Annotated in this window: 27 protein-coding genes and 1 other RNA gene; 20 read left to right on the plus strand and 8 right to left on the minus strand. The window is 72.3% G+C overall.

Annotated features, from left to right (window positions below; all coding sequences use genetic code 11):
* Positions 1–3 precede the first annotated feature (3 nt).
* The 3 genes from FB455_RS00110 (at position 4) to mctP (ending at position 3,174) form a co-directional block, all read left to right on the plus strand.
* The gene (locus tag FB455_RS00110) at positions 4–1,152 is read left to right on the plus strand and encodes a bifunctional RNase H/acid phosphatase (protein WP_041799089.1); all 1,149 of its coding nucleotides are present in this window, start codon (positions 4–6) and stop codon (positions 1,150–1,152) included.
* Between the two features lie 127 nt (positions 1,153–1,279).
* Complete coding sequence (locus tag FB455_RS00115; protein WP_013287785.1) at positions 1,280–1,522, plus strand: DUF3311 domain-containing protein; 243 nt, start codon at positions 1,280–1,282, stop codon at positions 1,520–1,522.
* The gene (gene mctP, locus FB455_RS00120) at positions 1,522–3,174 is read left to right on the plus strand and encodes a monocarboxylate uptake permease MctP (RefSeq protein WP_013287784.1); all 1,653 of its coding nucleotides are present in this window, start codon (positions 1,522–1,524) and stop codon (positions 3,172–3,174) included. The genes FB455_RS00115 and mctP overlap by 1 nt, the downstream gene beginning before the upstream one ends.
* A gap of 55 nt (positions 3,175–3,229) precedes the next feature.
* Here the strand turns inward: mctP and FB455_RS00125 are convergent, their stop codons facing one another.
* On the minus strand, positions 3,230–3,697 hold the full coding sequence (locus FB455_RS00125; protein ID WP_013475663.1) for a MarR family winged helix-turn-helix transcriptional regulator: 468 nt from the start codon (positions 3,695–3,697) through the stop codon (positions 3,230–3,232).
* Between the two features lie 56 nt (positions 3,698–3,753).
* Between FB455_RS00125 and FB455_RS00130 the strand changes: the two genes are divergently transcribed.
* The gene (locus FB455_RS00130) at positions 3,754–4,977 is read left to right on the plus strand and encodes an MFS transporter (protein ID WP_145751715.1); all 1,224 of its coding nucleotides are present in this window, start codon (positions 3,754–3,756) and stop codon (positions 4,975–4,977) included.
* Between the two features lie 24 nt (positions 4,978–5,001).
* Here the strand turns inward: FB455_RS00130 and FB455_RS00135 are convergent, their stop codons facing one another.
* The gene (locus FB455_RS00135; protein WP_013287781.1) at positions 5,002–5,763 is read right to left on the minus strand and encodes a sulfite exporter TauE/SafE family protein; all 762 of its coding nucleotides are present in this window, start codon (positions 5,761–5,763) and stop codon (positions 5,002–5,004) included.
* Positions 5,764–6,018: 255 nt separating this feature from the next.
* On the opposite strand from FB455_RS00135, the gene rnpB reads away from it, so the two are divergent.
* Positions 6,019–6,427: RNase P RNA component class A (gene rnpB, locus FB455_RS00140), an RNA gene on the plus strand.
* A gap of 200 nt (positions 6,428–6,627) precedes the next feature.
* On the opposite strand, the gene FB455_RS00145 is transcribed toward rnpB, so the two are convergent.
* Positions 6,628–7,035, minus strand: a complete 408-nt coding sequence (locus tag FB455_RS00145) for an ADP-ribosylation/crystallin J1 (RefSeq protein WP_486481481.1) — start codon at positions 7,033–7,035, stop codon at positions 6,628–6,630.
* Between the two features lie 126 nt (positions 7,036–7,161).
* Here FB455_RS00145 and FB455_RS00150 point away from each other — a divergent pair, with 126 nt between their 5' ends.
* From FB455_RS00150 to FB455_RS00165, 4 genes are all read left to right on the plus strand, one after another.
* Positions 7,162–7,500, plus strand: coding sequence for an immunity 51 family protein (locus FB455_RS00150; RefSeq protein WP_145751717.1), 339 nt, complete (start codon positions 7,162–7,164; stop codon positions 7,498–7,500).
* Positions 7,501–7,530: 30 nt separating this feature from the next.
* Complete coding sequence (locus FB455_RS00155) at positions 7,531–8,028, plus strand: DUF6331 family protein (protein ID WP_486481482.1); 498 nt, start codon at positions 7,531–7,533, stop codon at positions 8,026–8,028.
* Between the two features lie 68 nt (positions 8,029–8,096).
* Positions 8,097–8,492, plus strand: a complete 396-nt coding sequence (locus tag FB455_RS00160) for a VOC family protein (protein WP_013287775.1) — start codon at positions 8,097–8,099, stop codon at positions 8,490–8,492.
* Between the two features lie 179 nt (positions 8,493–8,671).
* Complete coding sequence (locus tag FB455_RS00165; protein ID WP_013287774.1) at positions 8,672–9,628, plus strand: threonine/serine dehydratase family protein; 957 nt, start codon at positions 8,672–8,674, stop codon at positions 9,626–9,628.
* 147 nt (positions 9,629–9,775) lie between these two features.
* Here FB455_RS00165 and FB455_RS00170 read toward each other — a convergent pair whose 3' ends face one another.
* Positions 9,776–10,261, minus strand: coding sequence for a roadblock/LC7 domain-containing protein (locus tag FB455_RS00170; protein WP_013287773.1), 486 nt, complete (start codon positions 10,259–10,261; stop codon positions 9,776–9,778).
* Positions 10,258–10,629, minus strand: coding sequence for a hypothetical protein (locus FB455_RS00175; RefSeq protein WP_013287772.1), 372 nt, complete (start codon positions 10,627–10,629; stop codon positions 10,258–10,260). Before FB455_RS00175 ends, FB455_RS00170 begins: the two co-directional genes overlap by 4 nt.
* 238 nt (positions 10,630–10,867) lie before the next feature.
* Between FB455_RS00175 and FB455_RS00180 the strand changes: the two genes are divergently transcribed.
* Positions 10,868–11,194, plus strand: coding sequence for a PadR family transcriptional regulator (locus FB455_RS00180; protein WP_013287771.1), 327 nt, complete (start codon positions 10,868–10,870; stop codon positions 11,192–11,194).
* Positions 11,188–12,153 (plus strand): hypothetical protein, encoded by a 966-nt coding sequence (locus FB455_RS00185; protein WP_244879659.1) that lies wholly within the window; start codon positions 11,188–11,190, stop codon positions 12,151–12,153. The genes FB455_RS00180 and FB455_RS00185 overlap by 7 nt, the downstream gene beginning before the upstream one ends.
* Before the next feature lie 17 nt (positions 12,154–12,170).
* On the opposite strand, the gene FB455_RS00190 is transcribed toward FB455_RS00185, so the two are convergent.
* Entirely contained in the window at positions 12,171–12,839 is a 669-nt protein-coding gene (locus tag FB455_RS00190; protein WP_049794841.1) for a M48 family metallopeptidase, read from the minus strand.
* Positions 12,840–12,982: 143 nt separating this feature from the next.
* Here FB455_RS00190 and FB455_RS00195 point away from each other — a divergent pair, with 143 nt between their 5' ends.
* The 4 genes from FB455_RS00195 (at position 12,983) to npdG (ending at position 16,277) form a co-directional block, all read left to right on the plus strand.
* Positions 12,983–13,186, plus strand: coding sequence for a hypothetical protein (locus tag FB455_RS00195; protein WP_244879658.1), 204 nt, complete (start codon positions 12,983–12,985; stop codon positions 13,184–13,186).
* 77 nt (positions 13,187–13,263) lie between these two features.
* A complete protein-coding gene (locus FB455_RS00200) occupies positions 13,264–14,013 on the plus strand; it encodes a histone (protein ID WP_244879657.1) in 750 nt (249 codons plus the stop codon).
* Between the two features lie 62 nt (positions 14,014–14,075).
* A complete protein-coding gene (locus FB455_RS00205; protein ID WP_013287767.1) occupies positions 14,076–15,512 on the plus strand; it encodes an RNB domain-containing ribonuclease in 1,437 nt (478 codons plus the stop codon).
* 66 nt (positions 15,513–15,578) lie between these two features.
* Complete coding sequence (gene npdG, locus FB455_RS00210) at positions 15,579–16,277, plus strand: NADPH-dependent F420 reductase (RefSeq protein WP_013287766.1); 699 nt, start codon at positions 15,579–15,581, stop codon at positions 16,275–16,277.
* A gap of 86 nt (positions 16,278–16,363) precedes the next feature.
* Here the strand turns inward: npdG and panB are convergent, their stop codons facing one another.
* Together panB and FB455_RS00220 are read right to left on the minus strand one after the other, a co-directional pair.
* On the minus strand, positions 16,364–17,209 hold the full coding sequence (gene panB, locus FB455_RS00215; protein ID WP_013287765.1) for a 3-methyl-2-oxobutanoate hydroxymethyltransferase: 846 nt from the start codon (positions 17,207–17,209) through the stop codon (positions 16,364–16,366).
* A 119-nt stretch (positions 17,210–17,328) separates the two neighbouring features.
* Positions 17,329–19,089 carry an NAD+ synthase gene (locus FB455_RS00220; protein ID WP_145751719.1) on the minus strand — a complete coding sequence of 587 codons (1,761 nt, stop codon included), beginning with the start codon at positions 19,087–19,089 and terminating at the stop codon, positions 17,329–17,331.
* A gap of 204 nt (positions 19,090–19,293) precedes the next feature.
* Here FB455_RS00220 and glnA point away from each other — a divergent pair, with 204 nt between their 5' ends.
* The 5 genes from glnA (at position 19,294) to FB455_RS00245 (ending at position 25,571) form a co-directional block, all read left to right on the plus strand.
* On the plus strand, positions 19,294–20,643 hold the full coding sequence (gene glnA / locus FB455_RS00225) for a type I glutamate--ammonia ligase (protein WP_013475676.1): 1,350 nt from the start codon (positions 19,294–19,296) through the stop codon (positions 20,641–20,643).
* Between the two features lie 80 nt (positions 20,644–20,723).
* On the plus strand, positions 20,724–21,149 hold the full coding sequence (locus FB455_RS00230) for a DUF350 domain-containing protein (protein ID WP_013287762.1): 426 nt from the start codon (positions 20,724–20,726) through the stop codon (positions 21,147–21,149).
* A gap of 32 nt (positions 21,150–21,181) precedes the next feature.
* Positions 21,182–21,874 (plus strand): helix-turn-helix transcriptional regulator, encoded by a 693-nt coding sequence (locus FB455_RS00235; RefSeq protein WP_013287761.1) that lies wholly within the window; start codon positions 21,182–21,184, stop codon positions 21,872–21,874.
* A 97-nt stretch (positions 21,875–21,971) separates the two neighbouring features.
* The gene (locus FB455_RS00240) at positions 21,972–22,337 is read left to right on the plus strand and encodes a VOC family protein (RefSeq protein WP_013287760.1); all 366 of its coding nucleotides are present in this window, start codon (positions 21,972–21,974) and stop codon (positions 22,335–22,337) included.
* 207 nt (positions 22,338–22,544) lie between these two features.
* The gene (locus FB455_RS00245; RefSeq protein ID WP_013287759.1) at positions 22,545–25,571 is read left to right on the plus strand and encodes a carbohydrate binding domain-containing protein; all 3,027 of its coding nucleotides are present in this window, start codon (positions 22,545–22,547) and stop codon (positions 25,569–25,571) included.
* The last annotated feature ends 115 nt before the right edge of the window (positions 25,572–25,686 follow it).

The following is a 25,686-nucleotide window of genomic DNA, read 5'->3' on the forward strand; positions in this document are numbered from 1 at the left end:
GTCGTGGCGGTGCGCGCGGTGGTGATCGAGGCCGACGGCGGCTCCCGGGGCAACCCCGGTCCGGCCGGCTACGGCGCTGTGGTCCGGGACCCGGAGACCGGCGAGGTGCTGGCCGAGCGGTCGGAGTCGATCGGTACGGCGACGAACAACGTGGCCGAGTACCGGGGCCTGATCGCCGGGCTGGAGGCCGCCGCCGAGCTGGGCGCGGCCGAGGTCGAGGCGCGGATGGACTCCAAGCTGGTGGTCGAGCAGATGTGCGGCCGCTGGCAGATCAAGCACCCCGGGCTGCGTCCGCTCGCCGCCCAGGCGGCCGGGCTGGTCAGCCGGTTCGCCGCCGTACGGTTCACCTGGGTGCCCCGGGAGCGCAACCGGCACGCCGACGCGCTCGCCAACGCGGCGATGGACGCCGCCGCGTCCGGCGCCGCACCGGCAGCGGCGGCGGCCGAGGCGCGGGAGGCGACTGTCGTGCGCGCCACCGGCACCGACCCGGCCACCACGCCCGCCTCCTGGGAGCCGCGCCCGACCGAGGAGGCCACCCGGCTGATCCTGGTGCGGCACGGCGAGACCGAGCGCACCGTGCAGAAGCGCTACTCCGGCCGGGGCGACGTGCCGCTCACCGAGCGCGGCCGGGCCCAGGCCCGGGCCACCGCCGCCCGGGTGGCCGCGCTGGCGCCGTCCGTCGCCGCAGTGGTCAGTTCCCCGCTGTCGAGGTGTACGGCCACCGCCGAGGCGGTCGCCGCGCAGGTCGGCAACCCGCCGGTACGCACCGACGACGACCTGATCGAGTGCGACTTCGGCGTCTGGGAGGGGCACACGTTCGCCGAGGTACGCGAGGGCTGGGCGGCCGAGCTGGACGCCTGGCTCGCCTCCACCCGGGTCGCGCCGCCGCGGGGCGAGTCGTTCGTGACAGTCGCCGAGCGGACCGGGCGGGCGGTCGACCGGCTGCGGTCGGCGTACCCGGGGGAGACGGTCGTGGTGGTCTCCCACGTCTCGCCGATCAAGCTGGTGCTGCGCGACGCGCTCGCCGCCGGCGACGCGTTCCTGCACCGGCTCTACCTGGACACGGCCGGCATCTCGGTGCTGGACCTGTACCCGGACGGCGGCGTCGCGGTCCGCTCGGTCAACGACACCTCGCACCTCGCGGACGTCTGACGGCCGCTCGGCGCATGCCGGCGGCCGCTCGGCGCATCGACATCACCCGATCGGACGTGATCCCCGTCACAGGGTCGTAGCCTCCGGCCGTCACATGGCCCGCTACGAATGCCCGGAGGGGTGTCACATGTCCGCACCGGAACCGGAGGCGCTCGACACGGCGCGATCCAGGGCGAAGGACAAGAGTCCCTGGAACTGGTTGCTCTTCATCCCGATCGTGGTGCCGCTGATCCCGGCACTGTTCAACGCCGACTCGCCCCGGCTGTTCGGCTTCCCGCGCTTCTACTGGTTGCAACTGGTCTGGATCCTGCTCGGCGTCGGCACCACCACGCTGGTCTACCAGATGACCAAGAAGCGGGGTGACCGCTGATGTGGCGGGACCACCTCACCGAGATCATCGTCTTCACGCTGCTGTTCCTGCTGGTCAGCGCCATGGGTTTCGTGGCTGCACGGTGGCGCAGACCGACGGACATGGCCCACCTGGACGAGTGGGGACTGGGCGGGCGCAGCTTCGGCGGCTGGATCACCTGGTTCCTGGTCGGCGGTGACCTCTACACCGCGTACACGTTCGTGGCGGTCCCGGCGCTGATCTTCGGGGCCGGCGCGGCGGGCTTCTTCGCGGTGCCGTACACGATCGTCATCTACCCGCTGGTGTTCCTGGTGCTGTGCCGGCTCTGGTCGGTCTCGCACCGGCACGGATTCGTCACCCCCGCCGACTTCGTCCGCAACCGGTTCGGCTCGCCGATCCTGGCGCTGCTGGTCGCGATCACCGGCATCGTCGCCACCATGCCGTACATCGCGCTGCAACTGGTCGGCATCGAGGCGGTGCTCAAGACCATGGGCGTCACAGGGGACAGCGCGCTGGCCCGGCACCTGCCGATCATCATCGCGTTCGCGATCCTGGCCGCGTACACGTACCAGTCCGGGCTGCGCGCCCCGGCGCTGATCGCGTTCGTCAAGGACTCGCTGATCTACATCGTGATCCTGGTCGCGGTGATCTGGCTGCCGTACAAGCTCGGCGGCTGGGGCGCCATCTTCGACGCGGCAGACGCGAAGTTCCAGGCGTCACCCGCGCCCGGCGACGGCATCCTGCTCAACCAGAACAACCAGATCCAGTACGTGACGCTGGCGTTCGGCTCCGCGCTGGCGCTGTTCCTCTACCCGCACAGCATCACCGGTGTGCTGGCCAGCCGGAACCGCGACGTGATCAAGCGGAACATGTCCGCGCTGCCCGCGTACAGCCTGCTGCTGGGGTTGATCGCGCTGCTCGGCTACATGGCCATCGCGGCGAACGTGAAGCCGTTGCCCGGCGCGAAGGAGGGCACGACCGACGGCAACACTGTGGTGCCGCTGCTGTTCGACCAGCAGTTCCCGGACTGGTTCGCCGGGGTGGCGTACGCCGCAATCGGCATCGGCGCGCTGGTGCCGGCGGCGATCATGTCGATCGCGGCGGCGAACCTGTTCACCCGCAACATCTACAAGGAGTACCTGAAGCGGGACGCCACCCCGGCGCAGGAGGCGAACGTCTCGAAGATCACCTCGCTGGTGGTGAAGGTCGGTGCGGTGGCCTGCATCGTCTTCCTCGACCCGCAGTTCTCCATCGACCTCCAGCTCATCGGCGGCGTGATCATCCTGCAGACGCTGCCGGCGGTGGCGCTGGGCCTCTACACCCGCTGGTTCCACAGGGGTGCGCTGATCGCCGGCTGGGCGGCCGGCATGGGCCTGGGCATGTGGATGCTCTACCAGATCGGCAACCCGGCGACCGGGAAGAAGCACTTCGCCGGGTCGGCGTTCCCGCTGGAGAAGTTCGGTTTCGACACGCCGAAGACCATCTACGTGGGCATCGTTGCGGTGCTGGTGAACCTGGTGGTGGCCGCGCTGCTCACGCTGGTGCTGCGCGCCGCCAGGGTGGCCGACGGGCCGGACGGCACCACGCCGGACGACTACTTCGCCGACGAGGGCGACCCGCGCGTGACGGCGACCGCCGACCGCGGAGACTCCGCGCGGGAGCCGGTGGCGTGAAAGGAAGGGCCCCTTATTAACGCATTCTGCATAATAAGGGGCCCTTCCTAACACCTCAGCGGCGGCGGTTGCGCGTGTCGAGCGCCTCGTTGAGGCGGTGCAACATGTCCGCCAGTGTCTCCCGGTCCGCCTCGGGCCAGGCGGCGAGGATGTCGCCGTACAACCGGGTGCGGGCCGCCCGGACGGCGGCCATCCGCTGGAGCCCGGCCGCCGTCGCGGAGATCACCGTGCCACGCCCGTCGGCCGGGTCGGGGGTACGCGAGATCAGCCCGTCGCGCTGGAGCGCGGAGACCTGCCGCGTGACGGTGGAGCCGTCCAGGTTCAGCCGCGCGGCGAGCGCCGACACGTTCTGCGGGCCGGCCGCGTCCAGGTGCCGCAGGATCACGTACGCGGCGCGGTCCAGCAGCCGGTGCTCCATCGTGCCGGTGCCCCGGCGGGTGGCCTCACCCAGGCGCATCAGCAACGCGACCTCGGTTTCGATCCGGCCGAGGGTGACCTCGGGAGCGTGGACGTCGTCACTCATAGCTGTATGATACAAGAAAAATACCTGTACGATACAGCTATCTGGGAGGTTGCGGAGTGGATCGCCGATCCGAGCCCAACCGCAGTGCCATCTACGCCACCACGCTCGTGGCGTTCCTCGCCATCGCCGGCATCGCCGTCGTCGACCCGATCCTGCCCGCCATCGGCGAGGCCATCGGCGTCACCGCCTGGCAGGTCGAGCTGCTCTTCACCGCGTACATCGCGGTCATGGCCGTCGGCATGATCCCGGCGACGCTCGCCAGCGGACGGTTCGGTTTCAAGCCGGTGCTCGTCACCGGCGTCTCGGTCGTCGGCCTGGCCGCCATCGGAGCCTCGTTCAGCAACGACATCGTGCAACTCTCCGTGCTGCGCGGCGTCTGGGGCCTGGGCAACGCGATGTTCTTCGCCACCGCCATGGTCGTGCTGGTCAACCTCGCGAACGACAGGGAATGGGTGGTCGGCCTGTTCGAGACCGCCCTCGGGCTCGGCTTCGCGGTCGGCCCGCTGATCGGCGGCCTGCTCGGCGAGGTGAGCTGGCGGCTGCCGTTCTTCGTCTGCGGCGTGTTCATGGTGCTGGCGCTCGGCGTCGCCGCCCGCAAGCTGCGCGAACCGGCGAACAAGCAACAGCCGGTACGCCTCGGCCAGATCTTCGCCACCTACCGCAGACCCGCGTTCGTGGCGCTGTGCGTGGTCACCGCCGCGTACAACTTCGTCTTCTTCGTCGTGCTCGGCTACACGCCGCTGTTCCTGCGCCTCGACGTCATCCCGCTGGGCCTGGCGTTCACCGGCTGGGGCCTCGGCCTGGCCGCCGGCATCCTGCTGATCGGGCACCGGCTGGCCCACCGCATCGGCGCGGTGCAGACAGTCGGCGTCGCACTGCTCGGCCTGCTGGTCTGCATGGTCCTGTTCGCCACCTCCACCGGCACCGCCATGTCGCTCGTCGTCCTCGTCGTCGCCGGCCTGTTCATGGGCCTCGCCAACGCCAACCTGACCGACCTGGCGCTCGGGCTCGGCTCCGCCGACCGGCGCGTCGCCACCGGCGCGTTCAACCTGGTCCGCTGGGGCGCCGCCGCGCCCGCGCCGATCATCTCCGGCAAACTGGCCGAGCACGGCCTCGCGCTGCCGTTCTGGGTCGGCTTCGGGGTGCTCGCCGCCGGCGTGCTCGCGTACCTCGCGTTCGGGCACCTGATGGCGGCCGGCTACGGCGAACGGGTCATCTGGAACCGGGCCGCCCGCCGCGCCGAGCACGCACCGGAGGAGCCGGTGGGGGAGGCCTACTGAGGGGTCCGGTCTTGCCGGGTGGCGTCAGGTCAGCGCGCGCCACAGCAGGTAGAACCCGATGGCGGTGCCGAACACCACGATCACCGTCTTCAACACCACCTGCGGAAGCCGGCGGGCCAGCCGCGCGCCCGCGTACCCGCCGAACAGGGTGGCCGGCGCGACCACCGCGACGGCCGCCCAGTTCACCGGGCCGAACAGGGCGAACACCACGAGCGTGGTCAGCCCCACCACTGCCGAGAGCAGGTTCTTCATCGCCGACACCCGGGCCAGCGTCGCGTCGAGCACCAGCGCCAACCCGGCCACCAGCATCACCCCGAGGGCCGCGCCGAAGTAGCCTCCGTACACAGTGCCGAGCGCGACCATGGTCTGCACCGTGACGGTACGGCGGCGCGCGCCCAACCGTTCCGGATGGCCGACCAGCCGGCGCAGCGGACCCTGGAACGCGAGTACGGCGGTAGCGCCCAGCACGAGGAACGGCACCACCAGCTCGAACGCGCGCGCCGGAGTCGCCAGCAGCAACGCGCACCCGGCGATCGTGCCGAGGACGGCGGTGGGCAGCAGCGACCACAGCTCCCGCCCGCGCGGCAGGTCCACCCGGCTGCCCGCCACGCTCGCCACGTACCCCGGGAAGACCGACACCGAGTTCGAGACGTTCGCCGCCACCGGCGGCAGGCCGGTGGCGATCATCGCCGGGAACGTGATCAGTGAGCCACCACCGGCCACCGCGTTCACAGTGCCCGCGGCGAGACCGGCGGCGAGCAGGAGCGCGGCGTCGGAGAGATCCATGGTCCCCCGAGGCTAGTCGGTCGGGCGGCGAGCGCGCACCGCGCCAGTTCGGGCGCGCATCGCGCCAGTTCGGGCGCGCATCGCGCCAGTTCGGGCGCGCATCGCGCCAGTTCGGGCGCGCATCGCGCCAGTTCGGGGAAGTGGCGGTATCCCGGGCCGGTTGATGCCGCCACCTCCCCGAAGTGGTGGACGAGATGGTGGGGCGGGGTGGAAATGGGCGCGGCGGGTGCGTCGTTAGGATGAGGGCGCGACGGACGAGTCGACCGGGCGGTCGCGTCGACGGGCTCCGGCCCGTCGCCGAGGAACGTCCGGACTCCACAGGGCAGGGTGGTTGCTAACGGCAACCCGGGGTGACCCGCGGGACAGTGCCACAGAAAACAGACCGCCGGCCCGTAACGGGACGGTAAGGGTGAAACGGTGGGGTAAGAGCCCACCAGCACCCCGGGTGACCGGGGTGGCTCGGTAAACCCCACCCGGAGCAAGGCCAAGAAAGGGCCGTCACCGCAAGATGACGACCCGCGCAGACGCTTGAGGGCTGCCCGCCCGATGTCTGCGGGTAGGCCGCTGGAGCCTGCCGGCAACGGCAGGCCGAGATGGATGGCCGCCGCCGGTGCGCCTATGGGCGTGCCGGTCACAGAATCCGGCGTACAGGTCGACTCGTCCGTCGCCCACCCAGCTCAGAGCCGTGATCAAGGCTCTGAGCTGCTTCTAGTACGCGTCGACGGTCGTCGTTGGTCAGCAAGCTCTCGCTGTGCCGACGTCGCCCGTCGTCCCGGCGGTGCTGCCTCCGCGCGGCGTCGTCCAGCCAAACCGGCCGCACGTCGTCGGGATCCTCCGATGGCCGCCGTCTGTACCGGTCACCCGCTATCGGAACTCGTGGATGACCTCGATCGAACCGACGATGTGCGCGTTGAACTCGTCGAGTTCGTCGGCCGCAACCCACAGCATCGGAGCGGCGGATCCACCGAAGGACCGTGTCGAGTAGCGGCCCAGGAAGCCCGTCTCGACGTGGAAGCGGGCCACGTAGCGCACGGGTCCGAACAGGTTCCAGTTCTGCGCAGCCCTGACCGCGAAAGCCTCGTCGAGCATCGGGAAGAAGTGAGTTTGCTCCGGTGAGAGTGGCGGCCACCTGCGCCCCCCTGCCTCGCGGACGAGGTCAAGTTCCTGCTGTCCCAGGGGGCGCCACAGCACTGTGGTTACGTCGCTGCTCACGTCGCCCCCGCTGCCTTCTTGATCGGTCGTGATACCGGACAGTCCCGCCGGAGCGAACATCGCAGCACCTCGTGCCCGTTCAGTGTGAGATTTGCAGATGACCGTGCGGCCTGGAGGAGCGGAACTGAGCGTGCGACGGAGACTTCGGATTTTGCCACGAGCACCGACCACTGTCAGGCTTCGAAGATGACCTTGCTCAGACTGATCGAGACCACTCCCGGACAGTATTCGCTGCTGCTGGATGCCGGGACCACTCCAGTCGACAGTGTGATCGGGGAGCTTGGTCACGAGCCCAACGGGTACTTCTGGGCAGGTGTCGCGGAGGTTCTTGTCAGCACCGAGGCCCCGACGCTCGACGGTCGATTCGCCTACGACCCTGAGGCCGGCATGTTCTGCGCCTACGGCACCGATCGAGGCGCGCTGCAAGAGCTGGAGGCCTTGATGAAGGTGGTAGCCACCGGCGGCGAACGTATGCGGCGGCTGGTCAACGACGCCGAAGCGCGCGGGTTCGAGTTCGACGACTGACAGCTGAAGCGGGCGGTTGACGAGGGAGACGTGGCGCTCCACGCGGTGTCCACCGGCAACCTCCTCGACGATCGCGAGGCTCTGGCTCCGGAGTGGCCGCCGAATTCGCAGGAGTGCCAGGCGGTCGTGGCGCTAGCATCGGCCACCCGTCACTGTCGCGGCGGGCTCAGGGGAGGAGAGGCGATGGCGGACGTATCGGTCGATGTGCCGTCGCCCCTGCGTACGTGCATCGCCTTCTGCGAGGTCGAGTGCGTTGTCGGATGCTGCGGGATCGATGCCGTCTCCACGGACCCCGACCTGATCGAGGAATGGTGTCGCCAGGTGGGCTCGGCCGCGGTGATCGAGGCTCGGCTTCAACTCATCGAGCTGATCGAGGTGGTCGAGGACCGCTCCCGCTGCGTCGCGTCGGACGTCCTGAACCACCGCACGCATGACGAGGCCGCGCGGCGTGAGTTGCTGGACTTCCTGGCCGCGCTCGACGCCGGACTGGCTGCCGGCGATGCGTCCGTGAGCGGCGCTGACACCTAGGGAGCCGGTGGCCGGTCCGGGAACGGCTGGGTAGCCCGGGGGCCATCAGGACTTGCGATGATCCGGTGATGACCTCCTACGTGTCCCACACCACCGTGGACTGTGCCGACGCCTACGCCCTGTCCCGCTGGTGGGAAGCCGTCCTCGACTACCGGGAGGACCCGGACGATCCGAACGAGCCGGGCCACGAGGAGTGCATGATCTACTCGCGGGACGGGCGGCACCGCCTGCTCTTCATCGAGGTGCCGGACGCCAAGCAGGTCAAGAACCGCATCCACCTCGACCTGCGCCCGGTCGAGGGGACGCGCGACGAGGAGTTGGCCCGGCTGACCGGGCTGGGCGCGGCAGTGGTGGCCGACCGGCGAGAGAGCGACGGCACCGGCTGGGTGGTGCTCGCCGACCCGGAGGGCAACGAGTTCTGCATCCTCCGCAGCGACGCCGAGGTGGCCGCCAGCCGACCGTGACAGGTCCGTCCCCCTCCAGCGATCTTGGAGTTGTGGCGCCCGGAACAGCCCTTCCGCGCAGTTTGCGAGGTGCCACAACTCCAAGATCGACGAGTGCCGGAGCGCGGGGCGGCGGAGCGGCGGGGCGCCGCGCGGTGGCACGGCGCGGGGCACGGGGGCCGGTGTGGGACGCTGCGGGGGTGATCGAGCTTGCGGACATCCAGGCGGCCGCCGACCGGATCGCCGACGTCGTCGTACACACTCCGACCGTGCCCAGCCCGGGACTGACCGAGCTGCTCGGCGTACCGGTCACCGCCAAGCTGGAGCTGCTGCAACGTACCGGCTCGTTCAAGGCCCGTGGTGCGGCGGCCAAGCTGCTCGCGCTCGACGACGCGGAGCGGGCGGCCGGGGTGGTAGCGGTCAGCGGTGGCAACCACGGCATCGCGGTCGCGGTGATGGCCGGCGCGCTCGGGGTGGCGGCGACAGTGGTCATGCCCCGGACGGCGCCCGCCCGCGCGGTCGAGGTGGCCCGCGCCGCGGGGGCCGACGTGCGCCTGACCGAGGACATGGCCGGCGCGTTCGCGCTGATGAACCGGCTGCGGGATGAGGGCGTCACGCTGCTGCACCCGTTCGACGATCCGATTGTGCTGGCCGGGCAGGGCACTGTCGGGCTGGAGTTCGCCGACGACGCCGGTGAGCTGACCGACGTGCTGGTCAGCATCGGCGGTGGCGCGCTGATCTCGGGCGTGGCGGCGGCGCTGCGGGCGCGGCGACCGGGGGTACGGATCTGGGGCGTCGAGACCGAGGGCGCGCAGGCGATGTCGCAGGCGCTGGCGAAGGGCGGCCCGGTCGAGGTGCCGCTGTCGTCGATCGTCACCACGCTCAGCGCGCCGAGCGTCTCGCAGCTCACCTATGACCATGTGACCGCGCTGGTCAGCGACGTCCTCGTGGTGTCCGACGCCGAGGCGGTGCGGGGCACGCTGGAGTTGGCCGAGCACGCCAAGGTGTGGGCCGAGCCCGCCGCCGGGTGCCTGCTGCCTGCCGCCCGCCGGGTGGTCGAGCGGGTGGGCGCCGACGCCCGGATCGGCCTGGTGGTCTGCGGCGGCAACGCCACGGTGGCCGACGTGACCGCGTGGGCCGGCCGCTTCGGCCTCTGACCCGCCGCGCCGCGACGGCCGGGCCGCGACCGCCGCGGCAAGCGCGCGACCGCGCCGCTCGACCGCCGCGCCACACGAACGACAGAACCCGGGGGTACGCCGGCCGCCTCCGGTCCGGACGGGTGGGACCGGGACGACCGGCGTACGTCAGGACGTGGCCGGGCTGACGCCGTCGAGCAGTTCGGCGAGCCGGGCCGCGGTGGTCGGGGCGTGCAGGTGCAGCCGCGCCACGTTGATGCTGTCCGTGCCGACCACGGCGAGCAGCGCCTCTCCGTTGATCGCGTACACGCTGAGGTAGCCGCCCGCGTTGCGCACCGTGGACTGCTGGAAGTCGCCCTGTCCGAGCCGGAACCCGACCTGGCGGCCGAGTCCGTACGTGGTGGCGGCGAGCGCGGCCAGGTCGTCCGGGTCGGCGCCGTTCTGCAGGTTGTGCGTGACGAGCAGGCCGTCGACGCCGCCGAGGACGCAGCCGTGCACGCCGGGGATCTGCAACCGCAGCGCGGAGAGTTCCTGGGCGATGGCCGGGTACGGCAGTGCCGGGTTGCCGGCCAGCGACTGTGGAAGCGCCCGTGGTGGCGGCAGGGTGCCGGCTTGGGCGCGCGTACGGCGGGGGAGGTCGTCCACCCGGCTCACAGTTCCAGGCTCTCCTCGATCGTGCGCAGTTGGTGCCGCGCCATCGCGAGGTTGGCCCGGCTCTTGCTCACCATCAGGTAGAGGAACAGGCCCTTGCCGGTGCGGTTGCTCAGCGGGCGGATCAGGTGGTACTGGCTGCCGAGCGTGATCAGGATGTCCTCGATCTCGTCGTCGAGCTTGAGCATCTCGATGGTGCGCAGCTTGGCGCGTACGACGTCGGTGTTGCCGGCGGCGGCGACCGTCAGGTCGATCTCGCCGGTGCCGCCGGCGACGCCGAGGGTCATGCCACTTGTGTAGTCGACGAGCGCGGCCCCGATCGCGCCGTCGATGTTCATCGCGTTCTTCAGCGCGATGTCAAGGTTGCCCACGATTTTCTCTCCCCAGCTCGGGTCGCTGTCCGCTGGAAACGCGACAGCGGATTCGTCCGTCGAGGCTCGCATATGGAGCCGCGCGATGCACCCGGGCCACCGGTGATCCACCTGAGCGGGCCCTGCCGGACCGGCCACCGGTTCCGCCGAAGGGGACACACCGTCCCATTGTCGATCACCGTTCGTCCTGCTACCTCGGGTGCACCCGCCCTATGTAGAGTTCCGATAGAGTGCCGCTGTGCGACTGACCATCCCGGTGGCGAAGGTGCTCTCGGCGCTGCTCGCCGAGCCCGAGGCGCCGCGTTACGGCCTCGACCTGATGCGGCTCACCGGCCTGCCCAGCGGGACGCTCTACCCGGTGCTGCACCGTCTCCAGGCGGCGGGCTGGCTCGCCGCCGACTGGGAGGACGTCGACCCGGTGACCGCCGGCCGCCCGGCCCGCCGCTACTACCGCCTCACCGGCGAGGGCATCCGGTCGGCCCGGCTGGCGCTGGCCGAGCTGCGTGCCCTCGTACCCTCCGAACGTGCCGGCGGCGCGGACCCGGCCGGGGCGCCGGCGTGGTGACCCGGCGGGTGGCGGCGCTGCTGCTGCGGGTCGCGGTACGCCGGTGGCCGGCGGAGCTGCGTGCCGGCCTGGCCCGGGAATGGGCCGCCGAGCTGCACGAGCTGGCCCGCACCGGCCGCCGCTGGGGGATGCTCCGGTTCGCCGCGAGCCTGGCGGCCCGCCGGGCGGCCACACCACTGACCGGCCGGGCCGGGTCGCGGCGGCTGGGGCGTACCGCAGGGGTGTTGCTGCTCGCGCCGCCGGCCTGCGTCGCGGTGCTCGTGCTCGCCGGCGCGGTGATGGCCCTGACCCACGGGTGGCTGGAGATGCGCGTGCCGTGGGCCGCCGCCGCGCAGCTGCCGACCTGGTCGGCGCTCACCGCGCTGCTCGGTACGGCGCTCGCGCTCGGAGTCACCCGGGCCGCACGCCGGACCGTACGCGTGGGGGCGCTGCCCACCGCGCTCGGCGTGGTGCTGCCGATCGCCGCGACGGTGACCGCGACGCTCGCGCTGCTCGCCGCGCGAGGTGAGAGCCGGGTGTGGGAGACGGTGCCCGGGCTGCTGCTCTGGCTGGCGTTGCTGACGGCGGCGCTCTGGACCGCCGGGGCGCTGGCCCGCCGGGGCCGGGTCCGGCTCGCGTGGTCGGCCGGGCTGCTCGGCGCGCTGATGGCGGCCGACGCGGCGGTGGTGCTCGCGGTGGTCACCTCGATCCCGGCCACCGCGCCGGTGGCGGACGGCCTGCCGCCGGACGCGGTGAACCGGATCTCCGCGCCGCTCTGGCTGTTCACCTGCTGGACCGACTCGTCGTTCGGGCTGCCCCGGCCGACCGGGTGGGAACGGTTCCTCATCACCGACCGGGTGCTCGTCGAGCCGATGTTCCATCTGGCCTGCACGCCCTACGCCCTCGCGTACGCGATCGTGGCGGCCCGCCCGGCGCCCGCCGCCGTACCCGGTCCGGAGCCCGTCCCGGCACCCGCCTGAGCGTCAGGCGTTCCAGCTCAGCGCCCGGCCGGCCCGCTCGTAGTGCCCGGCCAGCTCGGCGTCGATCCGCGCGGCGCGCGTCCCGTCTCCACCCGCCAGGTGCCCGGCCCGTGGCCGCCGCGTACCGCGTTGCGTACCGCCGTGGCCACCGAGCCGGTCCGCAGCAGCGTGTCCAGCAGCCGCGACAGCGCCCAGGACGCCAGGTGCCCCAGCCACTCGCCGACCATCACCAGCAGCCCGCCGCCGTCGGACCCGCCCCGGGGCCGGAACAGGTCGGCGGCGTTGCCGAGCATGGTCAGCGCCGGCTGGGTCACCGGCCCACGGCGGACGTCGCCGTTGACGAAGTGGCCCAGCTCGTGGCCGAGCAGCGCGACCCGCGCCGGCCCGTCCAGGGCGCCCCACAGCGGCAGCCCGAGGCCGAGCACACGCCGCCGGCGCAGCCCCACCGACGTCGCGTACGCGTTGATGCCGCCGTCGACGCCGATCACGTGCGGCATCGGCGCGCCCACCGCCGTGGCCACCTCCCGGACCAGGGCGTGCAGCTCCGGCGCATCCCGTTCGGTGAGCACGTCCAGGTCCCGGTCGAGCCGGCCGAAACGCGGCCGCAGCGCCACCGCGAGCGCGATGAGCGCCACGCCGCCGACCACCGCGAGGTTCGGGAAGGGGTACGCGAACAGCAGCCACACCCCGTTCGGACGAGGGCGGGCATGTCCGGGGTCTTCCGCCGTTCCCCGCCGCAACCGCCCCGACCAGGTCTAATGTGGAGAAGGACGTGACTATTTGTGCCGTTCCGGTGGCGGCCGGGCGGTTCCCGGTGCACAGTGATCGCATGAGCGACGACGGAAGTGGTGGGCACTACTACTGGTGCACGCGACACCACCGGGTCGAGGCCGATGCCGACGTGTGCCCCGCCAAGCACGTTCTCGGACCGTACGCCTCAGCCGCCGACGCGGACAACGCCCTGCAGACAGTGCGGGAGCGTAACGACGCGTGGGACGCCGAGGACGCCCGTTGGGCCGGGGAGGGCCGCTAGACGGCGCGGGAGGGCCCGCGTCGAGGTGATCCGTGCTCCGCGAGGGCGAGAGCACGTCCCCAGGAAAGGGAACCGAGATGGCCGAAGCACAGCAGGCCACCCGCCCGGCCGCGAAACGGACGACCGCGAAGAGGACCGCCGCGGGCAGGACGACGACGGTCACCAAGGCGTCGCCGAACGCCTCGGGCGCCGGCGCCGGACGGACACCGGCGAAGAAGGCGGCGGCCAAGAAGGCGGCCGCCAGGAAGGTCGTGTCGGCGGCTCGTAAGGCGCCGGCCACCAAGGCCACCACCAGCAGGACGACGGCGAAGAAGACCGCCGCTCGTACGGCGCCGGCCGGCCGGGCCACCGCCAAGACCGCGCCGGCGAAGAAGACCACGGCGAAGAAGGCGACCGCGACGAAGACCACAGCGGCCAAGAAGACGGCGGCGAAGAAGACCACAGCGGCCCGGAAGACCACGACGCCCCGGACCACCGCGATGCCCCGGACCACCGCGACCGCGAAGAAGGCGCCGGCCCGCAAGACGACGGCGGCGAAGAAGACGACGGCGGCGGCCAAGAAGACCACCGGCGCGCGGAAGGTCACCTCGGCGGCGAAGAAGACGACCGCCGCCAAGAAGACCACAGCGGCGAAGAAGACCACAGCCTCGACGCGTCCCACGGCGCGCAAGGCGGCGGCGAAGAAGGCGCCCGCCCGCAAGACCACCACCGCGCGCAAGACCACCACGACGGCGAAGAAGACCACCGCCGCGAAGAAGGCGCCGGCCCGCAAGAGCACCGCAGCCAAGAGCACCACCGCACGTAAGGCGCCGGCCCGCCGCGCCTGACGCCGCGGACACCGCTCCCTCCCGGGGAGCGGAACGTGCGGGGCGCTGTCAGGATTGACCGCGTGGTGATCCGACGCGTACTGGCGCCCCGTATCGACTTCGGCGCGCTGCGCCGCGAGCTGGGACTGCCCGAGGGCTTCCCGGCCGCGGCGCAGCGCGAGGCCGACCTGGCGGCCGCCGCGCCGCCGCCCGCAGTCGCCGACCGGACCGACATCCCGTTCGTCACCGTCGACCCGGCGACCTCGCGCGACCTCGACCAGGCCATGCACCTCACCCGCCGTCCCGGCGGCGGCTACCGCGTCCGGTACGCGATCGCGGACGTCCTGACCCACGTACGCCTCGGCGGTGACCTGGAGGCCGAGACGTGGCGCCGCGGGCAGACGGTCTACCTGCCCGACGGCAACGTGCCGCTGCACCCGCACACGCTCAGCGAGGGGGCGGCCAGCCTGCTGCCCGACGCCGACCGGGCCGCCGTGCTCTGGACCGTCGACCTGGACGCCGACGGCGGCACCGCCGCGGTCACGCTGGAGCGGGCGCTGGTGCGCAGCCGGGCCAAGCTCGACTACGGCGGCGTGCAGCGCGACGCCGACGCCGGACGGCTGCCCGAGCCGATCGCCCTGCTGCCCGAGATCGGGGCGCTGCTCACCGCGCGGGGCCTGAGCCGGGGCGCGATCAACCTGCCGCTGCCCGAGCAGGACGTCGAGCCCGACGGCGACGGGTGGCGGCTGGTGCTGCGCGGCCCCGGCCCGATGGAGGAGCACAACGCGCAGATCTCGCTGCTGACCGGGATGGCCGCGGCCGACATCATGCTGGCCGGCCGGATCGGGCTGCTGCGCACCATGCCGCGCCCCCGCCCGGAGGCGGTCGATCGGCTGCGGCTCGCCGCCGGCCCGCTCGGCGTGCCCTGGCCGGACGGCACACCCGTGGGTCAGGTGCTCGACGGGCTGGACACCTCCCACCCCCGGGTGGCCGCCTTCGTCGACCAGGCCGCCGAGCTGATGCGCGGCGCCGCGTACACCGCGTTCGACGGTGACCTGCCCGAGCAGCCCGAGCACGGCGGGGTGGCGGCCGCGTACGCGCACGTCACGGCGCCGCTGCGCCGCCTCGCCGACCGCTACGCCACCGAGGTCTGCCTGGCGCTGCACGAGGGCCGCGAGGTGCCCGAGCAGGTACGGGCCGCGCTGCCGAAACTGCCCGAGGTGATGGCCGCGACCGACCGCACAGCGGGCGCCGCCACCCGGGGCGCTGTGGAACTGGCCGAGGCGGTGCTGCTCGCGCACCGGGTGGGGGAGACGTTCGAGGCGGCGGTGCTCGACGTGGACGAACCGCGTCCGGCGGGTAACGGCCGTCCCGGCCGTCCGCCCGGCGGCACGATCGCGCTCGACGAGCCGTCGGTGCGCGCCCGCTGCACCGGTGAGCTGCCGCTGGGCGAACGCGTCCGGGTACGCCTCACCGCCGCCGACCCGGCCCAGCGCCGGGTGGCCTTCGAACGGGCGTGACCAGCGCGGCGATTGTCACAGCATCGGGATGCACCGCTCGCGGCCCCGCTTTGCGAGGATGAGCGCATGGCTTACGACGCGACCACGCTGCCCGACGTCTCCGGGCTGACCGTCGGCATCATCGGTGGCACCGGCGACCAGGGACGGGGTCTCGCCTACCGGTTCGCCCGGGCCGGGCAGACCGTGCTGATCGGCTCCCGCACCGCCGAGCGGGCCACCCAGGCCGCCGCCGAGATCGCCGCCCTGCCGTACGTACCGGAGGGTGCCGTCGTCTCCGGCGGCGACAACGAGGACGTCGCCCGGCGCAGCGACGTGGTGATCGTGGCGGTGCCGTGGGACGGGCACGCGGCCACAGTCGCCGCGCTCGCCGGACCGCTGGCCGGCAAGATCGTGGTGGACTGCGTCAACCCGCTCGGCTTCGACAAGCAGGGCCCGTACGCGCTCACCGTCGCCGAGGGCAGCGCCGTTCAGCAGGCCGCCGCACTGCTGCCCGAGTCCCGGGTCTGCGCCGCGTTCAACCACGTCAGCGCGCCGCTGCTGGCCGACCCGGAGATCGACCGGATCGACCTGGACGTGCTGATCTGCACCGAGGACCGGGAACTGGTGGGCGTGGTCGGCGCGCTGGCCGCGCGGATCCCCGGCATGCGGGGCATCTACGCCGGGCGGCTGCGCAACGCCCACCAGATCGAGGCGTTCACCGCCAACCTGATCGCGATCAACAAGCGCTACAAGGCGCACGCCGGCATCCGGGTCACCGACCTCTGACGCGTCGCGCCGCCGTCGCGGCGGCGCGTGTTAAAAAGGGGCCCCTTCTCTACGCCAGGCGTTAAGAAGGGGCCCTTCCTTACACCTCAGAAGGTGTGCTCGGCCGCGGGGAACTCGCCGCCGCGCACCTCGTCGGCGAACCGGCGGGTGGCGTCGGTGAGCGCGCCCGCCAGGTCGGCGTACCGCTTCACGAAGCGCGGCGCCCGGCCGGTCCGCAACCCGGCCATGTCCTGCCAGACCAGCACCTGCCCGTCGGTGTCCGGGCCGGCCCCGATGCCGACGGTGGGGATGGGCAGCTCGGCGGTGACCCGCTTGGCCACCTCACCCGGCACCATCTCCAGCACCACCGCGAACGCGCCCGCCTCGGCCACCGCCCGCGCGTCGGCGAGCACCTCCTCGGCGGCCTCGCCCCGGCCCTGCACCCGGTAGCCGCCGAGCGTGTGCTCGCTCTGCGGGGTGAAGCCGATGTGCGCCATCACCGGGATGCCGGCGCCCGTGATCGCCTCGATCTGGGCGGCGCAGCGCCGCCCGCCCTCCAGCTTCACCGCGTGGCAGCCGCCCTCCTTCATGAACCGCACAGCGGTGCGCAGCGCCTGCGCCGGCCCCTCCTCGTACGAGCCGAACGGCAGGTCACCGACGATCAGCGAGTGCTTCGTGGCCCGTACCACGGCACGCACGAGCGGCAGCAGCTCCTCGGCGGTCACCGGCAGCGTGGTCTCGTAGCCGAAGACGTTGTTCGCCGCCGAGTCGCCGACCAGCAGCACCGGGATCCCCGCCTGGTCGAAGATCGAGGCCGTGTACTGGTCGTACGAGGTCAGCATCGCCCACCGCTCGCCGCGCTCCTTGGCGGCGATCAGGTCGCGGGTGCGTACCCGCCGGGTGGCCGGCCCGCCGTAGAGGGCGGCCACCTCGGCCGGGGTGGACTCCACCATGACAATCTCCTTCCTCGAGGCCGCGCACGCGGTCCCCGGGTTCCCCGCGATCGTCGCACCGGGCGGCGGGCCGCGGGCAGGTCGGAGTGGAGGATGTCACTCCCCGGCCGGGGGAGCGGTCAGCCGTCCTCGCGCCACCGGTTGGTGATCGGCAGCCGCCGGTCCCGCCCGAACGCCTTCATGGAGATCTTGGTGCCGGGCGCGGACTGCCGTCGCTTGTACTCGGCGGTATCCACCATCCGCAGCACCTTGTCCACCACGGCCGGGTCGTGGCCGGACTCGACCAGGCCGTCGCGGCCCAGGTCGCCGTCGACGTAGCCGATCAGGATCGGGTCGAGCACGTCGTAGTCGGGCAGCGTGTCGCTGTCGAGCTGGCCGGGGCTCAGCTCGGCCGACGGCGGCTTGCCGATCGAGTTCTCCGGGATCGGCGGCGTCTGCCCGCGCCGCACCGCGTCCGTGTTGCGCCACTTCGCCAGCCGCCACACGAGCGTCTTCCAGACGTCCTTGACCGGGTTGTATCCGCCCACCGAGTCGCCGTAGAGCGTCGAGTAGCCCACCGCCAGCTCGCTCTTGTTGCCGGTGGTGAGCACCAGGTGGCCCTCCTGGTTCGACAGCGCCATCAGGATCACGCCGCGTACCCGGGCCTGGAGGTTCTCCACCGCCACTCCGGACAGCGACATGTTCGCCAGGAACGTGTCCACCATCGGCTGGATCGGTTCGACCCGGTAGTCCAGGCCGGTGCGCTTCGCCAGGTCCTCGGCATCGGTGCGGGAGTGCTCGGAGGAGTGCTGGCTGGGCATCGAGACTCCGACGACCCGCTCCGGGCCCACGGCGTCCACCGCGATGGCCGCCGCCACCGCCGAGTCGATGCCGCCGGACAGGCCCAGCACCACCGAGGGGAAGCGGTTCTTGTCGATGTAGTCGCGCAGGCCCAGCACCAGCGCGTGCCACACCTCGGCCTCGTCGGCGACCGGCTCGATGATCCCGCCGTCCGCAGCCGGACCGGACGGCGCGGCCGGGATCGCCGGGATCTCGTGGCGGGCCACCCGCATCCCGTCGGCCGGCGCGACGGTCCCGCCGGGCGCCCCGGTCGCCGCCGGCAACTCCAGGTCGTGCACGAGCAGGTGCTCGACGAACTGCGGCGCCCGGGTCAGCAGCGTGCCGTCCGCGGCGACGACCATCGAGTCGCCGTCGTAGACCAGCTCGTCCTGGCCGCCGACCATGTTCACGTACGCGATGGCGGCCCCGGCCTCGGCGGCGCGCCGGCGCACCAGCGGCAGTCGCACGTCGTCCTTGTTCAGCTCGTACGGCGAGCCGTTGATGCTCAGCACCAGCCCGACGCCCGCCTCCCGGGCCACCGCGAACGGCCCGCCGGCCTGCCACAGGTCCTCGCAGATGGTCAGCGCCACGTCCACCCCGCCGACGCGCACCACTGTCAGCGTGTCACCGGGCACGAAGTAGCGGTCCTCGTCGAAGACGCCGTAGTTGGGCAGATGGTGCTTGAAGTAGGTGGCCACCACCTCGCCCCGGTGCAGCACCGCCGCCGCGTTGCGGGCGCCCCGGCCCGGTTCCGCGTCCGAGCTGACCTGGGGAGGGCCGTCCGCGTCCAGGTAGCCGACCAGGACCGGCAGGTCACCGAGGCCGTCGGCGGCCAGGTCGGCGGCGAGCCGGTGCAGCGCGGCGCGGGACGCGGCCACGAACGAGCGGCGGAACACCAGGTCCTCGACGGGGTAACCGGTGAGCATCAGCTCGGGGAACAGGACGAGCTGGGCGCCGGCGTCGGCGGCCTGACGGGTCCACGAGCGGACCAGGCCGGCGTTTCCGGCGAGGTCGCCTACCGTCGGGTTGACCTGGCACAGGGCGAGACGCAGGGTGGGCATGCGTTTATCTTCCCCCAGCCGTCCGGGCCGAATCCGACAGGTCGCGGGAGACCGGGGCGGCGCAGCGCGCGTCCCGCCCGGCCGGACACGGCGGGACGGCCGGCCGGGGAAGGCGTAACGTCGGCGTAACGAGCCCGGTGGAGACTGGGCGGTCAGGCCGGGCCGGCCCGACCGGTGCGGACGTACGTGTCACGAGGGGTGGAAGTGGACCGTCAGCAGGAGTTCGTCCTCCGCACGCTGGAAGAGCGGGACATCCGTTTCGTCCGGCTGTGGTTCACCGATGTGCTCGGCACGCTCAAGAGCGTCTCGGTGGCCCCGGCGGAGCTGGAGGCGGCCTTCGAGGAGGGCATCGGCTTCGACGGCTCAGCGATCGAGGGCTTCGCCCGGGTGTTCGAGTCGGACATGGTGGCCATGCCGGACCCGACCACGTTCCAGGTCTTCCCGTTCGAGGGCGGGGTCAGCGGCGAGAGCGCCCGGATGTTCTGCGACATCATGCTGCCCGACGGCAGCCCGTCCTGGGCCGACCCGCGGCACGTGCTACGCCGGATGCTCTCCCGGGCGGCAGACAAGGGCTTCACCTTCTACACCCACCCGGAGATCGAGTTCTTCCTGCTGGAGAACGGTCCGCAGGACGGCTCGGTGCCCACCCCGGTGGACACCGGCGGCTACTTCGAGCACACCACGCACGCCGTCGCGCGGGACTTCCGCCGCCAGGCCGTGCTGGCGCTGGAGCGGATCGGCATCTCGGTGGAGTACAGCCACCACGAGGTCGCCCCGGGCCAGCAGGAGATCGACCTGCGCTACGCCGACGCGCTCACCACCGCCGACAACATCATGACGTTCCGGCACGTGGTGAAGGAGGTCGCGCTCTCCACCGGCGTGCAGGCCAGCTTCATGCCGAAGCCGTTCACCGACCAGCCGGGCAGCGGCATGCACACGCACCTGTCGCTGTTCGAGGGGGAGCGCAACGCGTTCCACGACGCCGGCGACCCGATGAAGCTCTCCAAGGTCGCGAAGTCGTTCATCGCCGGGCTGCTCACCCACGCCCGGGAGTACACCGCCGTCACCAACCAGTGGGTCAACTCGTACAAGCGGCTGTTCCCGCAGGCGCTGCCGGACCGGATCACCGAGAGCCCCGCGTACGTCTGCTGGGGTCACCTGAACCGGTCCGCGCTGGTGCGGGTGCCCGCGTACGGCAAGCCGAACTCGGCCCGGGTCGAGGTCCGCTCGCTGGACTCCGCGACCAACCCCTACCTGGCGTTCGCGGTGATGCTCGGCGCCGGCCTCAAGGGCATCGAGGAGGGCTACGAGCTGCCCCCGGGCGCCGAGGACGACGTCTGGTCGCTGAGCAGCGCCGAGCGCCGCGCCATGGGGTACGAGGCGCTGCCGGAGAACCTGGCCGAGGCGATCGACGTGATGGCCGGTTCCGAGCTGGTGGCCGAGGTGCTCGGCGAGCACGTCTTCGACTTCTTCCTGCGCAACAAGCGCTCCGAGTGGGAGCAGTACCGCCGCGAGGTCACCCCGTACGAGCGGCAGCGCTACCTCTCGCTCTAGATCACGCTGGCGCGGTGCCGCTATCGTCTGCGGCACCGCCCCGGCACCACCGCCGGGCGGCGTGAGCCGGGGAGGCGTTGGTGCTGGGAGATCTGCTCGACGGGGCGTGGCAGAGCATCGTGTTCGGGATGGTCGGGGTCGCCCTGATGGCCGCCGGATTCCTGCTCGTCGACCTGCTCACCCCGGGCAAGCTGCGGGAGCTGATCTGGGTGCGCCGCAACGGCAACGCCGCGCTGCTGCTCGCCGCCAACCAGCTCGGCATCGCCGGCATCGTCTTCACCGCCGTGCTGACCAGCTACAGCTCGTTCACCAAGGGGCTCGCGTCCACTGTGGTGTTCGGGCTGGTCGGCCTGCTGGTGATGGCGCTGGCGTTCCTGGTGCTGGACCTGCTCACCCCGGGCAAGCTGGGCGACGTCATCGCCGCCGACGAGCCGCACCCGGCGGCCCGGGTCAGCGCCGCCACCCACTTCGGCGCCGCGCTGATCGTCTGCGCCTGCATCGCCTGAGGGGTGTCGTACCCCCGGGTTAGCGTCCGGGGGTGAACCGCACCGACCGCCTCTACGCCCTGGTCGAGGAGCTGCGGGCGGTCTCGCCGCGCCCGCGCAGCGCGACCTGGCTGGCCCGCCGCTTCGAGGTGAGCACCCGCACCGTCGAGCGCGACATCTCCGCGTTGCAGGGCGCCGGGGTGCCGATCTGGGCCGAGCCGGGCCGCACCGGCGGCTACGTGGTCGACCGGGCGCGCACGTTGCCGCCGGTCAACCTGACAGCGGCCGAGGCGGTGGCGATGGCCGTCGCGCTGCACCGCCTCGGCGGCTCACCGTTCGCCCCGGCGGCCGGCGCCGCGCTGCGCAAGCTGGTCGCGGTGATGCCGCCCGCCGCGGTGGCCGAGGCGCACCGCCTCGCCGGCCGGGTGCACCTGGTCGGCGACGGGCCGGGCACACCCGTCCCGGCCGCCGTCGCCGACGCGGTCGCCGCCGGGCGGGTGCTGCGCCTGCGGTACGCCGACCGCGGCGGTGCCGATTCGGCGCGCGACGTGGAGCCGCTGGCCTACCTGGGCAACTCGGTGCACTGGTACCTGGTCGCCTGGTGCCGGCTGCGCGACGGTCTGCGCTGTTTCCGCACCGACCGGATCCTGTCGGTGCATCCGCTGGCCGAGCCGGTGACCCGGGAGTTGCGTCCCGGCGACCTCGACGTGCCGGTCGATCGGGTGCGTCCGCTCACCCTGGTCTGATCCGGGTGGAAACACCGACAGGACGCTGTCGTGGCCCGATACGAGGCTGAATCCTGACGACGCCGGCCGACCGCCGGCGCGAACCTCAGGAGGAAGCATGTCCAGCACGCCCGTGACCTGGTTCGAGATCGGCTCCGACCGCCCGGACGAGGCGCAGCGGTTCTACTCCGAGCTGTTCGGCTGGAGTTTCGACGAGCAGGGCGGCCCGGGCCTGTCGTACCGGCAGACGGCGGCCGGCGGTGAGCGGGGGATCGGCGGCGCGATCCGGGACACGGACACCGGCAATTACGCGATCTTCTACGCCGAGGTGACGGACGTGCCGGAGACCTGCCGCCGGGCGGAGGCGACCGGCGGCACCGTTCTGACGGCGCCGGTGACCACACCGACCGGTCTGGTGCGTGCCCTGTTGCGCGACCCGTCGGGCAACCTGCTCGGCGTGTTCACCCCGCCCGCCGAGGGCTGAGCGCCGCGCCCTTGCTCCCGGCCCGGCTGGTCGCCGACCGGGAGCAAGTCGTTGCGGGCCGTGCAATCCGTTACGCCCATGTCTACTGTGAACCACTGGTTTCGTGGAATCGAAGCTGGTAACTTCCTGGCACCACGCGTCGCAAGTTCTTGCAACGCCTTCATCCCCTTGCGCCCGTCGTGCGGGCGTGGGTGTCAGGAGAGCGCCATGAGGGGCACCACCACCAACCGCCGCCGGTGGGGAGCGCTCGCGCTCGCCGCCGGCGTGCTCGCCGCGCTGCTGCCGTTCACCGCCGCCGCGGCGGCGAACACCGTCACCGTCTACTACCAGCCACCGGCCGCCTGGGGCACGTCCGTCAACATCCACTACGGCGTGGACGGGCAGGCATGGACGCCGGTGCCCGGCGTGCCGATGGACACCGCCTGCGCCGGCTGGCGTCGCAAGACCGTCGACCTGGGCGCTGCCACCGGCGCCCAGGTCGTCTTCACCAACGGCAGCGGCGTCTGGGACAACAACAACGCTGCCAACTACCGCCTCGGCGCCGGCACCGTGACCGTCGCCGCCGGCCGGATCGGCACGGGCGACCCGTGCGCCACCCCGTCGCCGTCCGGCACCCCGACTCCGAGCCCGTCCGCCACTGTCGCGCCGAGCCCGACGCCGGGGAACACCGCCGAGGTCTGGTACCACCTCACGCCGCGTGGCTGGACCGCCGCGAACCTGCACTACCGGCCCGCCGGCGGCGCCTGGACCACCGCGCCGGGCGTGGCCATGGAGACGCGCTGCGCCGGCTGGGCCCGCCGGATCGTCGACCTCGGCACGGCCACCGGCCTGACCGCCGCGTTCAACAACACCGCCGGCGCCTGGGACAACAACGGCGGCGCGGACTACACCCTGGGCGCGGGGCGCAGCGTCGTCGACAACGGCCGGGTCACCGCCGCCGCCGCGGACCCGTGCGCGCCGGTCACCCCGGACACCACCCCGCCGTCCACGCCGGGCGGCCTCACCGCCGTCGCCGACGGTCTGGCGGTCACCCTGACCTGGACCGCCGCCACCGACGACCGGGGCGTCACCGGGTACGAGCTGACCCGCACCGGGGGAGCCGGCGGCACCACGGTCACCAGCGCCACCACCCGGCACGTCGCGTACGACCTGCGGCCCGGCACCGCGTACACCTGGACCGTGCGGGCCCTGGACGCGGCCGGCAACCGGTCGGCGGCGAGTGCGCCCGCCTCCGCGACCACCGGCGCCCCGCAGACCGGCGGCGCCCCGCTGGGCGGCGACCCGCGCGAGGACACCATCTACTTCGTGATGACCGCCCGGTTCGCCGACGGCGATCCCACGAACAACCGCGGCGGCAGCCAGCACGTCGCCTCCGGCAACGCGGCCAACGACGACCCGATGTTCCGGGGCGACTTCAAGGGGCTGGTCGACAAGCTCGACTACATCAAGGCGCTCGGCTTCTCAGCGCTCTGGATCACCCCGGTCGTGCTCAACCGGTCCGACTACGACTTCCACGGCTACCACGGCTGGGACTTCTACCGGGTGGACCCGCGGCTGGAGAGCGCGGGCGCCTCCTACCAGGACCTGATCAACGCCGCGCACGCCAAGGGCATCAAGATCTTCCAGGACGTGGTCTACAACCACAGCTCCCGGTGGGGCGCCAAGGGCCTGTTCACGCCCACCGTCTACGGCACCCGCGACGACCAGTGGAAGTGGTACTACGACCAGCCGCAGGCCGGCCGGGAGTACGACCCGATGGTCGAGGCGACCGGGAACGACCCGGCGCTCACCCCGGCGCAGAACGCCAAGGCCAAGGGCCGGCCCTACAACGGCGACGTGTGGTCGTCCGCCGCGCCGGCCGGCAACCAGTGCCTGAACTGGGGTACGCCGACCGGCGGGCGCAGCCCCGAGGGCTACACGCTCCACCAGTGCCAGTGGCCGGTCCCGACCAGCAAGCTCTTCCCCGCCGACAAGTACCACCAGTGCTGGATCGGCAACTGGGAGGGTGAGGACTCACGCAGTTGCTGGCTGCACGAGGACCTGGCCGACTTCAACACCGAGAACGCCGCCGTGCAGCAGTACCTGATCGACGCGTACAACCGGTTCATCGACATGGGTGTGGACGGCTTCCGGATCGACACCGCCGTGCACATCCCCCGGGTCACCTGGAACCGGCGTTTCCTGCCCGCCATCCAGCAGCACGCGGTCGCCCGGTTCGGCGAGAAGGGCAAGGACTTCTACGTCTTCGGCGAGGTGGCCGCGTTCGTCAACGACAAGTGGAACCGCGGCTCGGTCAACCACTCCGCGCAGTTCTTCACCTGGAAGGAGCGCAAGGAGTACAGCCCGGACGACGTCCGCGCCGCGATCGAGCAGTACGACCACGAGCAGCTGCTCGGCCCGAACGGGCAGCCGACCACCGACAACGCGTTCCTGCGCGGCAACACGTACCACGCGCCGGACCGCTCGCAGTTCTCCGGCATGAACGTCATCGACATGCGGATGCACATGAACTTCTCCGACGCCGGCAACGCGTTCGGCAACGGGAAGGACTCCGACGACAGCTACAACGACGCCACGTACAACGTGGTCTACGTCGACAGCCACGACTACGGGCCGAACAAGTCCTCCACCCGGTACACCGGCGGCACCGACGCCTGGGCGGAGAACATGAGCCTGATGTGGACGTTCCGCGGCATCCCGACGCTCTACTACGGTTCGGAGATCGAGTTCCGCAAGGGCGCCCGGATCGACTGCGGGCCGACCTGCCCGCTCGCCACCACCGGGCGGGCCTACTACGGCGACCACCTGGCCGGCAGCGTCACCGCGAGCGACTTCGGGGTGGTCGGCTCGGCCGGCGGGGCGGTGGCCACCACGCTCGCCCAGCCGCTGGTCAAGCACGTGCAGCGGCTCAACCTGATCCGGCGGGCAGTGCCGGCCCTGCAGAAGGGGCAGTACTCGACCGAGGGTGTGAGCGGCGCGATGGCGTACAAGCGGCGCTTCACCCAGGGCACGGTGGACAGCTTCGCGCTGGTCACCGTGTCCGGCGGCGCCACGTTCCGCGGGGTGCCGAACGGCCGGTACGTGGACGCGGTCACCGGCGACGTGAAGACGGTCACCGACGGCACGCTCACCGCCGCGGTCGGCGGCAAGGGCAACCTCCGGGTCTACGTGCTCGACCTGCCCGGCAACCCGGCGCCGGGCAAGATCGGCGCGGACGGGCCGTACCTGCGCTGACACGGGCGCGGCGGGGTGGCGGTGCGAGTGCACCACCACCCCGCCGCGGTCCGAGGGGATCAGGCGTGGGTGGCCCCGCCGGGCGCCGGCCAGGAGGAGGGAACGGCCGGTGAGG

Source organism: Micromonospora sp. CNZ296, from assembly GCF_007827635.1.

What these genes read in the sequence shown, in the direction of transcription:
- FB455_RS00160 (WP_013287775.1), top strand. Translation starts at nt 8,097, where the DNA reads ATGACCTCCTACGTGTCCCACACCACCGTGGACTGTGCCGACGCCTAC.
- npdG (WP_013287766.1), top strand. Translation starts at nt 15,579, where the DNA reads ATGGCTTACGACGCGACCACGCTGCCCGACGTCTCCGGGCTGACCGTC.
- FB455_RS00115 (WP_013287785.1), top strand. Translation starts at nt 1,280, where the DNA reads ATGTCCGCACCGGAACCGGAGGCGCTCGACACGGCGCGATCCAGGGCG.
- FB455_RS00220 (WP_145751719.1), bottom strand. Translation starts at nt 19,089, where the DNA reads ATGCCCACCCTGCGTCTCGCCCTGTGCCAGGTCAACCCGACGGTAGGC.
- mctP (WP_013287784.1), top strand. Translation starts at nt 1,522, where the DNA reads ATGTGGCGGGACCACCTCACCGAGATCATCGTCTTCACGCTGCTGTTC.
- FB455_RS00240 (WP_013287760.1), top strand. Translation starts at nt 21,972, where the DNA reads ATGTCCAGCACGCCCGTGACCTGGTTCGAGATCGGCTCCGACCGCCCG.
- FB455_RS00125 (WP_013475663.1), bottom strand. Translation starts at nt 3,697, where the DNA reads ATGAGTGACGACGTCCACGCTCCCGAGGTCACCCTCGGCCGGATCGAA.
- FB455_RS00195 (WP_244879658.1), top strand. Translation starts at nt 12,983, where the DNA reads ATGAGCGACGACGGAAGTGGTGGGCACTACTACTGGTGCACGCGACAC.
- FB455_RS00245 (WP_013287759.1), top strand. Translation starts at nt 22,545, where the DNA reads ATGAGGGGCACCACCACCAACCGCCGCCGGTGGGGAGCGCTCGCGCTC.
- FB455_RS00145 (WP_486481481.1), bottom strand. Translation starts at nt 7,035, where the DNA reads ATGTTCGCTCCGGCGGGACTGTCCGGTATCACGACCGATCAAGAAGGC.
- FB455_RS00135 (WP_013287781.1), bottom strand. Translation starts at nt 5,763, where the DNA reads ATGGATCTCTCCGACGCCGCGCTCCTGCTCGCCGCCGGTCTCGCCGCG.
- FB455_RS00150 (WP_145751717.1), top strand. Translation starts at nt 7,162, where the DNA reads ATGACCTTGCTCAGACTGATCGAGACCACTCCCGGACAGTATTCGCTG.
- panB (WP_013287765.1), bottom strand. Translation starts at nt 17,209, where the DNA reads ATGGTGGAGTCCACCCCGGCCGAGGTGGCCGCCCTCTACGGCGGGCCG.
- FB455_RS00200 (WP_244879657.1), top strand. Translation starts at nt 13,264, where the DNA reads ATGGCCGAAGCACAGCAGGCCACCCGCCCGGCCGCGAAACGGACGACC.